Source organism: Enterobacter sp. 2VL, from assembly GCF_005503595.1.
Lineage (GTDB): Bacteria > Pseudomonadota > Gammaproteobacteria > Enterobacterales > Enterobacteriaceae > Enterobacter > Enterobacter cancerogenus.
Window position 1 is genome coordinate 48,905 of record NZ_SCNE01000013.1, and the last position, 12,547, is coordinate 61,451.

General features: G+C 55.3%; 11 protein-coding genes. All 11 read right to left on the reverse strand.

The window, feature by feature from the left end:
* Positions 1–126 precede the first annotated feature (126 nt).
* Positions 127–867 carry a lipopolysaccharide N-acetylmannosaminouronosyltransferase gene (wecG, locus tag FFS28_RS20565; protein WP_058610836.1) on the reverse strand — a complete coding sequence of 247 codons (741 nt, stop codon included), beginning with the start codon at positions 865–867 and terminating at the stop codon, positions 127–129.
* A 12-nt stretch (positions 868–879) separates the two neighbouring features.
* Positions 880–2,232 carry an ECA oligosaccharide polymerase gene (wzyE, locus tag FFS28_RS20570; RefSeq protein ID WP_088209476.1) on the reverse strand — a complete coding sequence of 451 codons (1,353 nt, stop codon included), beginning with the start codon at positions 2,230–2,232 and terminating at the stop codon, positions 880–882.
* Positions 2,229–3,308, reverse strand: a complete 1,080-nt coding sequence (locus tag FFS28_RS20575; RefSeq protein WP_137903836.1) for a TDP-N-acetylfucosamine:lipid II N-acetylfucosaminyltransferase — start codon at positions 3,306–3,308, stop codon at positions 2,229–2,231. Before FFS28_RS20575 ends, wzyE begins: the two co-directional genes overlap by 4 nt.
* Entirely contained in the window at positions 3,305–4,555 is a 1,251-nt protein-coding gene (gene wzxE, locus FFS28_RS20580; RefSeq protein WP_006179225.1) for a lipid III flippase WzxE, read from the reverse strand. The genes FFS28_RS20575 and wzxE overlap by 4 nt, the downstream gene beginning before the upstream one ends.
* A gap of 1 nt (position 4,556) precedes the next feature.
* Positions 4,557–5,687: a dTDP-4-amino-4,6-dideoxygalactose transaminase gene (gene rffA, locus FFS28_RS20585; RefSeq protein ID WP_042322764.1), complete on the reverse strand. Its 1,131-nt coding sequence runs from the start codon at positions 5,685–5,687 to the stop codon at positions 4,557–4,559.
* 4 nt (positions 5,688–5,691) lie between these two features.
* Complete coding sequence (gene rffC, locus FFS28_RS20590; RefSeq protein WP_137903837.1) at positions 5,692–6,369, reverse strand: dTDP-4-amino-4,6-dideoxy-D-galactose acyltransferase; 678 nt, start codon at positions 6,367–6,369, stop codon at positions 5,692–5,694.
* A complete protein-coding gene (wecC, locus tag FFS28_RS20595) occupies positions 6,366–7,628 on the reverse strand; it encodes a UDP-N-acetyl-D-mannosamine dehydrogenase (protein ID WP_137903838.1) in 1,263 nt (420 codons plus the stop codon). Before wecC ends, rffC begins: the two co-directional genes overlap by 4 nt.
* Positions 7,625–8,755 carry a non-hydrolyzing UDP-N-acetylglucosamine 2-epimerase gene (wecB, locus tag FFS28_RS20600; protein ID WP_102890019.1) on the reverse strand — a complete coding sequence of 377 codons (1,131 nt, stop codon included), beginning with the start codon at positions 8,753–8,755 and terminating at the stop codon, positions 7,625–7,627. The genes wecC and wecB overlap by 4 nt, the downstream gene beginning before the upstream one ends.
* Positions 8,756–8,770: 15 nt before the next feature.
* Positions 8,771–9,829, reverse strand: coding sequence for an ECA polysaccharide chain length modulation protein (wzzE, locus tag FFS28_RS20605; RefSeq protein WP_088209473.1), 1,059 nt, complete (start codon positions 9,827–9,829; stop codon positions 8,771–8,773).
* A 12-nt stretch (positions 9,830–9,841) separates the two neighbouring features.
* On the reverse strand, positions 9,842–10,945 hold the full coding sequence (wecA, locus tag FFS28_RS20610) for a UDP-N-acetylglucosamine--undecaprenyl-phosphate N-acetylglucosaminephosphotransferase (protein ID WP_088209472.1): 1,104 nt from the start codon (positions 10,943–10,945) through the stop codon (positions 9,842–9,844).
* A gap of 241 nt (positions 10,946–11,186) precedes the next feature.
* Positions 11,187–12,446: a transcription termination factor Rho gene (gene rho / locus FFS28_RS20615; protein ID WP_001054528.1), complete on the reverse strand. Its 1,260-nt coding sequence runs from the start codon at positions 12,444–12,446 to the stop codon at positions 11,187–11,189.
* Positions 12,447–12,547 lie beyond the last annotated feature (101 nt).

Consider the following 12,547-nt stretch of genomic DNA (forward strand, 5'->3'; position numbering starts at 1 on the left):
GGCGAATGGTTTCTCAAAATCGGGCAAATGGCAAACGATGCATTAAAAAAATGAATGCATTGCACATAAACGCAGCAGTTTTGCAGGGGAGTTGCAGCGCGACCAGCATATCGCGCTACATTTTGATTACATTTTCCCGGTGTAGTGCCAGGAGAGGTAGCGCAGCAGGCGAATCTGTCGTTTGATGCGCGTCGGCTGTGAGAGCAGGCGATACAGCCACTCCAGCCCGAGGTTTTGCCAGACCTTCGGTGCACGCTTAACGTGGCCGGTAAAGACGTCATAGGTGCCGCCAACGCCCATGTACAACGCATTCGGGCAGACCAGACGACAATCGCGCATCAGGATCTCCTGACGCGGAGAGCCCATCGCCACGGTGACGATTTTCGCCCCGCTGTCCCGCACGCGCTCGAACAGCGCCTGCCGATCGTCCGGTTTGAAGTAACCGTCCTGAAGACCCACAATATTAACATTCCACTGGCTGCGCAGCTTCTGCGCCGTCTGGGCGAGCACCTCTGGCTTACCGCCAATCAGGAATACCGGCGTGCCCTCTGCGCCCGCGCGCGCCATCAACTCTTCCCACAGGTCTGCACCCGCCACGCGCGATACATTAGCACCAGGAAACTTTTTGCGGATGGAGCGCACCACGCTAATACCGTCGGCATATTTAAACTCGGCAGCCTCAATCAGGCTTTTCACTTCCGGGTTATCTTCGACCGCCAGCATTTTTTCTGCGTTAATCGCCACCAGCGTGCCCGATTTCATCTGCCCGTCCGCGAACAGAAAATCCAGCGCATGCTGCATATCACGCCAGCCAATAAGCTGCAGACCGCGCAGCGCGTAGCGTGGCGCGGAGGTTGTATCCGTCATGACAATCCCTACTCAGACTTCCGACAGCGTTGTGCTGCCCCGTGGCTCGCGTCTGTGTACCAGCCCTGCACTGTCAAACAACCAGTACAGCAGTTTGGCCAGCAGCAGACAGATACCGAAAACGACCATAAAAAAGACGACGCGTGAGACAAACGAATCCAGCCCCTCACGTGCCAGAACGATCATATTGAAAATGGCACCAAAACAGAAACTGTGCAAAATCGCCGCTTTATAGCGGTTCGTCTCCTCCAGGCCGCGCACATAGAGCCAGTCAAACCATTTGATTATCAGCCCTACCGCAACCGCCCCTGGCAGAATGAACCAGGTTCCCCCCATCACCACCAGCGAGCCAATCAGCGTGGGTGAGATAGCCAGCCCGGAATGGTTATTCAGCACTTCCCAGGTAAAGTAGTTCGCCGTGTTAAGCACTACGCCAGGCCGATCCGGCCACAGCCAGGTCGGAATAAAGACGTAGAAGTCGCGGACAATGGGCGCTAAGCCCTGGAAATCGATTTTGTCGTAGTTCTGCAGCAGCAGCGCCAGGTTTTCCCATGGCGAGAACGTATCGCGCGTCAGGTACAGGAAGGTGTAGAACGCCTCGTCACCGGCCACGTTCAGGCCGTAGCGTTTAAGCGCCAGCCAGAACATCCCGACAATACCGAACACCCCCGCCGCTGCCAGCATCCATAAGGAGATCCAGCCGCGAATGATGCCGATAAACAGGAAGATGGCGAAGGCGATAATGATATTGGCGCGCGTTCCGCCGACGATCATGTAGGTCAAAATGCCGAACGCCACGGTGCTCACGAGGAAGAAAAGCCAGGCTTTGCTGTCCTGGCGGAGAAAAAAGACCACCAGCATTGCCGGGATGAAGAAGTAAAAGAAGCGCTTAAGCGCAACGCCTGACACTTCTGCCGAGAATATCTGGCTGTAGGATTGCAGCTTGAACAGCAGAAAACCGTTGTGCATGAAGAAGATGCCCACGCTTACCAGCGCAATGGTCATCAGCATCACCCACGTCAGGTGCGTCTCTACCCGGTTCATGGTGAATAACGCCCGACGGGGTGCAGTCGCTTTGACCGGGCGCAGGCGCGTTTTATAGGTGACGTAATACACCGCGTAGAAACAGGTTGCTGATAACAGCGCCTGAAGCAGGATTTCCGGGGGCGCGACGCCCACATCAAAACGGAAGACCAGAATGCTGGTCAGCGGGAAACCGAAATAGAAGGTCAGCAGAAACAGCAGCGAGAAAAAGACGTTGAAGTTAAAGCGTACGCGACGGAACTCAAACCAGGTCAGCGTGGCGATAAACAGCGTACTCAGCAGCCAGACCACCAACAAGCCGCTAAATTGCAACTGGCTCATGCGTTATCTCCTGACGCGATACGCAGCGCGCGATGCCACGGCGTGAGGTAGTTCGGGCTGAAGAAGTCGATGGCATTTTTATCCACCAGCCCCAGCTGACGCTGGGCTTCCCGCACCACCTTTTCATTAAGAGTGTCTGTCGTGAACAGTACCGGGATATCTTGTTCCGCCATGTCCTGCCAGAACGGATTCTCGCGGTTGAGCACACACGGGATGCCAGCCTGAATCAGCAGACACAGCGTACCAATCCCCTGCTGACGGGCAAAGATGAAATAGCCTAAATCGCACTTTCTCAACAGCGCAAGATAGTCATCAAACGCCAGCTTATCGCGCAGAATAGTCAGATTTTCAGCGCTAAAGAGCGCAAGACCCTGCTGGCTCACTTCGTCAATATAAGCATCGTTATTGGCCGGGTAGCCCATCGGCACCACGACGTTGACCGTATCACCAAACTGTTGATGTACCGCCCTGAGCGCCGCCACGTGCTCGTTACTGCGATCGCCGGAGTTACCCACCAGGACGGTCAGCTTGCCGTCGCGCACCGTATCGTTAGCCATCGTGTTGAGCGCCGGGTTCATCCGCGTCGGAAAATAGAGCAGTTCACCGCGCACGCCAGGGTGCTGTTTGGCAAAGTAATTGAGATCGCCGCGGGTAGCGAATACGCAGCCTACGCGCCCTTGCGCCATGCGGCGCAGCGGATAGAAAAGGCGGAATTTCAACCCACGGGACACTTCGTAGAGATCTGCACCCCAGATATGCCAGCTGCACTGAGAGGGCTTGATCCCGCCGCTCAGCAGCGCCAGCCACAGGCCGGTATTAAACTGTCCGTGAAAGAAGAAGCGCTGCTCGCGATCCGCTTTGGCTTTGGCAACCACCGCCTTCGCCAGCGCCGCTTTGTCCGGCCAGAAGGTCATGTTGAGTGCCGGACACGCCGCGCTCAGGCCGCTATCCTGGCCTGCAACCATAAACTCGCGTGCATCGGGGGTGCCGGGTGCCAGTTCATCATTAAAGAACCGCAGAACGGTCTGGTTATGGTGTGGGATATCTGACCCCAGTATGTGAATCAGTGCAGTCATGCGCGTCTACGCCAAAGTAAAAATACGCCGCAACAGGCAGCGAAATAAACGATATAGGTTGCCATATAGGCCTGAGCGGCGCCCAGCGCACCCTGGGTTGGGATCAGCCAGTGAGAGAATGCCGTCAGGAGCGCAAACTGGCTAATCTCTGCCAGGATATACAGCCGCAACGAGGCTTTCGCAATCACCAGATAACCGAAAACGTAAGCACCCACTTTCAGTACATCACCGATCAGCTGCCACGCGAACAGGTCGCGCATGGCGGCAAACTTCGCGGAGAAGAGCAGCCAGATGGCGACATCACGCAAGAGCCAGACGGTGAAACTGGCGGCCGCGACGGCGGGTAACACAAAACGCAGGGAGCGGACAATCTCGCGGGTGATGTCTCTCTTTTCGGTCAGGCGCGATAAGGTTGGCAGCAAATAGACGCTAAAGGAAGCCGTTATAAATTGGAGGTATGCGTCGGAAATACTGCTGACGCCCTGCCAGATACCCACTTCATCCCAGCTGTAGTGGGCTGCGAGGAGGTTTCGCATCATCACGTAGGCCACGGGCAGCGTGACGGACGTAATGAGCGCCATCAGGGTAAATTTCCCAAGCTGACCAGCCAGTACCTTGTCCCACTGCGGCTTGAGGTAACGTAGAGGAATATCGCCTCTGCGTATCAGCATAAATGCGGCCGGGATAACCACCAGCGCAGGCACAAGCGCCAGCCCCAGCAGCGCCCCTTCATAGCCACCAAGGCGATAGCAGAAGTAGTAGGCAATCACGCCGATGATGCTGCCGAGGATCAGCGCCAGCGCGTTTCCGGCGGCATCACGGAAGCCCTTCATTAGCGCCAGTAGCAGGTTCGCCCAGGCGATACCCATCTGCACCAGCGCAACCAGGCGAATCAGCCCCTGGAAGTGGGTATGTCCAAACAGGCCCTGACTGATGGGCGCCGCAGCCAGCAAAAATACCGCGGCCAGCAGCGTTGAAAAGCCCAGCACCATGGCGGACGAGGTGCCCACGACGGTGCGCAATTTTTCGGCGTCATCATGGTACTGTGCGACGTATTTGGTCACGCCGTTGAATATCCCGGCCCCCGCCAGCACGCCCAGCACCGTCACCAGCTGGCGGAAGTTACCCGCCAGACCGACCCCGGAAGGGCCAAAGGAGACGGCCAGCAGCTTGACGACCAGTAACCCGGCACCAATTTTGACGAGTGTGGACGCAGCGGTCCACATCGATGCTTTTGCCAGAGACATATCAGCCGAAATAACTCAGAAGGGTGTTGATGACCGTACGTTGGTTAACTGGCTCAAGATTGTAAAAGAGCGGCAAGCGAAGCAAACGCTCACTTTCTTTGGTGGTGTAACGGTCTTCACCGGCAAACACGCCAAACGCTTCACCGGCAGGGCTGGAGTGCAGCGGAATGTAATGGAACACTGCCAGAATTTCAGCCTCTTTCAGCCAGGCAATCAGGCCGCTGCGATCGTCGTTATCGCGCAGCTTGATGTAGAACATATGGGCGTTGTGGACACAATCCGCCGGAATGGTCGGCAGCTCAATGCGCCCCGCTTTAGCCAGCGGCTCCAGCGCGTCGTAATAGGTTTGCCACAGGGAGAGGCGTTGCAGGTTAATGCGCTCTGCCGCCTCGAGCTGCGCCCAAAGATAGGCAGCCTGAAGGTCAGCCATCAGGTAGCTGGAGCCGATATCGCGCCAGGTGTATTTGTCTACCTGCCCGCGGAAGAACTGGCTGCGGTTGGTGCCTTTCTCGCGGATCACTTCTGCGCGTTCAACCAGGGCGCGATCGTTAATCAGCGTCGCTCCCCCTTCGCCACCGGCGGTGTAGTTTTTGGTTTCGTGGAAGCTAAAGCAGCCGATATGCCCGATAGTGCCCAACGCACGCCCTTTGTAAGTGGACATCACGCCCTGAGCGGCATCTTCCACCACGAACAGATTATGCTTTTTGGCAATCGCCATGATCGTGTCCATTTCACAGGCCACGCCCGCGTAGTGAACCGGCACAATTACCCGCGTTTTGTCTGTGATCGCCGCTTCGATCAGCGATTCGTCGATGTTCATGGTGTCCGGACGGACATCGACAAACACAATTTTGGCGCCGCGCAGGACAAACGCGTTCGCCGTGGAGACGAAGGTGTAGCTCGGCATGATCACTTCATCACCGGGCTGGATATCCAGCAGCAGAGCCGCCATTTCCAGAGAGGCGGTACAGGACGGCGTCAGCAGCACCTTGGCGCTGTGGAAACGCTGTTCCATCCACTGCTGGCAGCGACGGGTAAAGCCTCCGTCACCGCAGAGCTTGCCGCTGCCCATAGCAGACTGCATGTAGTCGAGTTCCGTACCGACGACGGGGGGGGCGTTAAATGGGATCATCATGTCACCTGTATAGCCAGTAAGCGGTGGCGTCAACGTTGGCCCCACTCGCAATATAACGTTTCAGCGCGGCGGTGTTGCCCATCTGGGTCGCCACCCGCAGCGTCGAGCATTCCTGTTGCTGCGCCCAGTACAGCGCGGCCTGCATCAGTTTTTCTCCCATGCCGCGCCCGGCAAGCAGCCCGATACGCGCGTCATGTTCATTCAACTTACGCAGCGAGACAAAGCCCTGAATCTGGCCGCCCGCCGCGCGAAAAACCAGACAAACGTGGTCGAATGTGCCTCGGACGGCATTCTCGATCCACTGGGCGTAAAAGCGTCCGCTGTCCTGGGGCGCATACCAGGGCGCACGAAAGCGGCTCCGGGCAAACGCCTGCTCAGCCAGCTGGCGCAGCGCCGGGATATCCCGCTCTGTCGCCACTTCTGCGCCTGGCGAAGCGTGGCGGGCGATCGTCAGGGAGAGATCAACCTCGCCTTCGACCAGCCGGAAACCGCGCTGCTGAAGCGCGTCCAGCAGGTCGGCGCGGTCCGCCGGGATTTTAGCCTGTACCCGTTCCCAGGCGGCGAAATCCATCTCGGTGAGCGCAGGGGCATTTTCACTCAGACGGACAATCGCCGTAGGAAGCGCAAAAAAGGTGCTTTCCCACTGAAGAGACTCAAGCGCGCCGTAGAGTTCACTCAACGCCAGACACCTTTGGTATCAACCACATACTGCTGGCGCACGGCATCGCCAGCGATCGCTTTAAAGTCTTTGTGATCGACCAGCAGCACCAGCACATCCGCCGTTGCCAGCGCGGCGTCTAAGGCGGTCAGCGTACAGTGTCCTGCCAGTTTTGCCGGCAGCTCATGGATGTTTGGCTCCACCACCAGCGTTTCACCGCTGTGCCATCCGGCAATCATTTCGGCAATTTCCATTGCCGGGCTTTCGCGCAGATCGTCGATGTTTGGCTTGAAGGCCAGGCCGAAGCAGGCGATTTTCAGTTCGCTGGCGCGTTTACCGCTCTCTGCCAGACAGTCTGCCACGGTGGCTTTAACCTGGTTCAGTACCCAGTGCGGTTTACTGTCGTTCACTTCGCGCGCGGTACGGATCAGGCGCGCCTGGTCCGGGTTTTGCGCGACGATAAACCATGGGTCTACCGCGATACAGTGGCCGCCCACGCCCGGACCCGGCTGGAGGATATTCACGCGCGGGTGACGGTTCGCCAGGCTAATCAACTCCCACACGTTAATGCCCTGAACGGCACAAATCAGCGACAGTTCGTTGGCAAAGGCGATGTTGACGTCGCGGAAGCTGTTTTCCGTTAACTTGCACATCTCGGCGGTGCGGGAGTTGGTCACCACGCATTCGCCTTCAAGGAAAATCTTGTACAGCTCGCTGGCGCGTGCAGAACAGGCGGACGTCATGCCGCCAATTACGCGGTCGTTTTTAATCAGTTCAACCATGACCTGGCCCGGCAACACGCGCTCCGGGCAGTAGGCGATATTGATATCGGCCTGTTCACCGGCCTGCTGCGGGAAGCTCAGATCGGGGCGGGCGTCCGCCAGCCACTGCGCCATTTGTTCGGTTGCGCCTACCGGCGAGGTGGATTCCAGAATCACCAGCGCGCCTTTTTTCAGCACGGGCGCAATCGATTTGGCCGCGGCCTCGACGTACGCCATATCAGGCTCATGGTCGCCTTTGAAAGGCGTTGGAACCGCAATCAGATACGCATCTGCCGCAACGGGGGTGGTGCTGGCACGCAGGAAGCCGCCATCGACGGCCTCTTTCACCACGCGGTCAAGATCCGGCTCCACGATATGAATTTCGCCACGGTTGATGGTTTCCACCGCGCGCGCATTGATATCCACGCCGACAACCTGCTTTTGACGAGAGGCAAAGGCCGCCGCCGTGGGCAGCCCAATATAACCAAGACCCACGACAGAGATGGTAGTAAAACTCATAGTGATACCCGATTGTGTTTAAGTGCATGCAAAATACGACCACAGGCCTGCCCATCGCCGTACGGGTTATGGGCTTTGCTCATCGCCTGGTACGCTTCTTCATCGTGTAACAGGCGTGTGACCTCTTCGACGATACGCTGCGGATCTGTGCCGACCAGACGTACCGTCCCCGCTTTCACCGCCTCCGGACGCTCCGTGGTTTCTCGCATCACCAGCACCGGTTTGCCAAGCGAAGGCGCTTCTTCCTGAATGCCGCCGGAATCGGTCAGGATCAGCCAGGCGTGGTTCATCAGCCAGACGAACGGCATGTAGTCCTGTGGTTCAATCAGTAAGACATTCTCGACATGGCCCAGAATGCGGTTTACCGGCTCGCTGACGTTAGGGTTGAGGTGCACCGGATAGACAATCTGCACATCTTCATTCTGCGCGGCAATTTCGGCCAGCGCATGGCAGATTTGCTCAAAACCCTGACCAAAGCTTTCGCGACGGTGGCCCGTCACCAGAATGGTCTTTTTACCGTTATGTAAAAACGGATAGCGCGCGGCGAGCTCGCTCTGGAGGTCTTTGTTCTCCAGCACCCGATCGCGCACCCAAATCAGCGCATCAATGACCGTATTCCCGGTCACGAAGATTTTGTTATCAGTAATGTTTTCACGCAGCAGATTCTGGCGCGAGTTTTCGGTTGGCGCGAAGTGATACATCGCCAGGTGGCCCGTTAGCGTGCGGTTGGCCTCTTCCGGCCACGGTGAATAGAGATTGCCCGTCCGCAGGCCCGCTTCAACATGCCCGACCGGAATGCGTTGGTAGAATGCCGCCAGGCTGGTCGCCACGGTTGTCGTGGTGTCACCATGCACGAGGACGACGTCAGGCTTATATGACTCCAGAATCGGTTTCAATCCCTCCAGAATCCGGCAGGTGATCTCCGTCAGTCCTTGCCCCGGTTTCATAATATTGAGGTCGTAATCCGGGACAATAGAAAAGAGAGATAAAACCTGATCGAGCATCTCACGGTGCTGGGCAGTCACGCACACTTTCACTTCTATATCAGGATCCCTGGCCAGCGCATGGACCAGAGGCGCCATCTTGATGGCCTCCGGTCTGGTGCCAAATACGGTAAGTACTTTCACATCGATTCTCTTCGATTAGGCGTTCTTATAATTAGTGCGACGACGCGTTAACGCCACGCCAGCGCCAGTCAATGCGCCCACAATCCCCCACATGATCATCAGGAATGCGCGACGCGGACTATCGCGTTTTACAGGTTCTTCAGGCGTTCTTAAGTAACGATAGGTCTGAAAACGCGGATCCAGCGTCGGGCCCACGTTCAGGGTATTGAGCATGGCGCGGTTCTGGTCGTAGTCGAGGTCAAAATCAGGGCCAACGGCCTGGAGATTTTCAAGACGCGCCTGGAGCATTGGACGCCCCAGCAGGAACATTTCGGAATCAGGCAGCTCGTCAGCCGGCACATCGGTCTCGCTGCGGGAAATATTGCGCTGTTCGGCAATTTTCAGCGCCTGCTCAAGGTTATGGACGCGACGGGTGAAAATGGCTTTTGACACCTCTTCCTGACGTTTAACCTGCGCTTTCATCTGGATGGTGCGCGCCGCCCATGCGCCTTTCAGCTCATCGTTAAGGTGGCTCGCCGCACGCTGGCTGGCGAAAGCGACGTACTGACGAAGCAGGTTATTGGCATCCGGCGCGGTTTCCGCAATCAGTTTCACGCTGTCGTTAACGTTACGCAGGATATCGCCCGGCATAAACTGAATGTTGTTGATCATGTCATCCAGCAGCGCGGCATCGGCCTTGCTGTTGCCCACCATGCGTTGCTTGTAGTAATCGGTCTGGGACCAGAAATCACGACGCGTATCCCATGAGGCCAGCTGCATGACAAACTCTTTGTAGGCTTCATCCATAACGGACGTCTGATCCGGCGTGGCCAGGTTCGCTTTGATATCCAGATTGCGCAGGAACTGCTGCTGGGAATAGAACCCACCTAGCATGTTAACTGTTGGTCTATCTGTTATCGCCGTGGCGCTCCACTCCTGTTTTGCGAAGAAAGTGTACGCAAGCGCAATTAGCGCAAAACCTAATGCTGTTCCAACAATCCACAGTTTGCCCGCCCATAAAACGCGAAACAAGCCACGAATATCCAGCTCATTCTCGTTCATCTCTGATTTTGCTCCTGCCAACGGTTGAGTCATCACAATCCCAGTTTATTTAGTTAAAGTTGGATTATTGCCACTATTTCGACGCATCCTGCGTTTAATACGCTTAATGAAACGCGCAACCCTCCATGCACGTTTAATGCAGTAGCCATACAAAGAAAACGCTAGCAAGAACAATACCAACATTACCCATTCAGGAATAAAGTGGGCGTATTCCGCTGCAACGCCAATGCTCGCAAGGATAGCAGCCGCCAGAGTAATAAGCATGAAAGCCTGACGAGAAGTAAATCCCGCGCGCATGATCAGATGATGAATATGTTGCCTGTCGGCAGAGAAGGGACTCATTCCTTTGCGCAGGCGGCGATACATAATTGCCACCATGTCCATCAGCGGAATGGCAATAATCCACAGCGCGGTGACAGGGCTAATCGGGTGAGTTTTACCCTGCGTAGTTTCCAGCAAAACCCATATGATCGTAAAACCGATGAACGTGCTGCCCGCATCGCCCATAAAGACTTTATAGCGACGGCCCAATGCGCCGAGATTTAAAAGGATATAAGGCAGAATGGCTGCAATCATGGCAAAGCACCACATCGCAAGGCTGTATTGACCATCGAACCATAAAATCATCCCTATAGCTGCAAACGAGACACAGGATAGCCCTCCCAGAAGACCATCTATCCCATCGACCATATTGAAGGCATTAATGGCTACCCACACGGCAAAGAGCGTGAGGAAGTAACCGAACGGGCCCAGCACCAACTCCCAGGATCCAAAAATGTAGCCCAGACTGCCTAAATGAAGTTTAGCCACAACCATCATAGCGATACCCACGGCAGCCTGAACGAAGGCCCGAATTTTTACGCTGATATCATATCGATCGTCGAGCGCCCCCACGACAACCAGAACCGTCGCGCAGATGAGATAAAGTCTGGCATGAGGAATGTAGTAATCGGTAACAGCGAAAGCGAAGCAGATACCTGCAAAAACGGAGATACCACCCACCAACGGGATCATCCCTTGATGGCGTTTGCGGAAGTTGGGTTTATCCACTAACCCCAGGTATTTTGCCACCTTGCGCGCAAGAAACAAAAAGCAGGTGGTGAACAAAAAAATACTGGTTAGTTCAGTAAACGTATCGAGTAGGTTCACAATGGATTTTCTCAACAAATGTCAGTCAAGGGAGTATAACCATGATGGCGCCGGGCCAGAAGGCATAAAGCACATCTCTTGCAACTCCATTTGTTTATTATTCAGTCTATTAATGTTTTTACTGTGCGAATTATCTTATTGTCGCACCGACAGGTCAAAATTGGGAGTCATTGGTAATAGCGTATAGTCCATAAAAGAAAAACGCCACGTAAAAACGTGGCGTTTGCTGGGAATATTTACGTTACGAGCGTTTCATCATATCGAAGAAATCGTCGTTAGTTTTGGTCATCGCCAGCTTATTAATGAGGAATTCCATTGCGTCGATTTCGCCCATTGGGTGAATGATTTTGCGCAGGATCCACATTTTCTGCAGCTCTTCCTGAGTGGTGAGCAGCTCTTCTTTACGGGTACCGGAACGGTTGTAGTCGATAGCCGGGAAGACGCGTTTTTCCGCGATTTTACGAGAAAGGTGCAGTTCCATGTTACCTGTACCTTTAAATTCTTCGTAAATCACTTCATCCATCTTTGAACCGGTGTCGATCAGCGCGGTTGCGATGATGGTCAGGCTGCCGCCCTCTTCCACGTTACGTGCCGCCCCGAAGAAACGCTTCGGACGGTGCAGGGCGTTCGCATCCACACCACCGGTCAGCACTTTACCGGAAGCCGGTACGACGGTGTTGTACGCACGCGCCAGACGGGTGATGGAGTCGAGCAGGATGATCACGTCTTTCTTGTGCTCAACCAGGCGTTTCGCCTTCTCGATAACCATTTCTGCAACCTGAACGTGGCGAGATGCTGGTTCGTCAAAGGTAGAAGCCACAACTTCGCCTTTCACCAGACGCTGCATCTCGGTCACTTCTTCCGGACGTTCGTCAATCAGCAGCACCATCAGCACGCAGTCCGGGTGATTGTAAGCAATGCTCTGCGCAATGTTCTGCAGCAGCATAGTTTTACCCGCTTTAGGCGGCGCGACAATCAGGCCACGCTGGCCACGGCCAATTGGAGAGGCCAGATCCAGTACACGCGCCGTTAAGTCTTCGGTTGAACCGTTACCACGTTCCATGCGCAGGCGAGAGTTCGCGTGCAGCGGCGTTAAGTTCTCGAAGAGGATCTTGTTACGCGAGTTTTCAGGTTTGTCGTAGTTAACTTCATTCACTTTCAACAGCGCAAAGTAACGTTCACCCTCTTTTGGAGGACGAATCTTACCTGAAATGGTGTCACCAGTGCGGAGGTTGAAACGGCGGATTTGGCTAGGGGATACGTAGATGTCGTCAGGGCCGGCGAGGTAGGAGCTGTCTGCAGAACGGAGGAAACCAAATCCGTCTTGCAATATCTCCAGCACACCGTCGCCAAAGATATCTTCGCCACTCTTAGCGTGCTGCTTCAGGATGGCGAAAATGATGTCCTGCTTGCGCATACGAGCCTGGTTTTCCAGCCCCATATTTTCGCCGAGAGTGATCAGCTCAGAAACCGGCGTGTTCTTTAATTCGGTAAGATTCATAATGGTGTGGGTTCTTAAACTCGGGGTGATTCTCGAACTTAATAATGTGAATGGTATGGCAGGGTCATCCATGCCTGTTTAGCGGCCATCAACTCATGTCT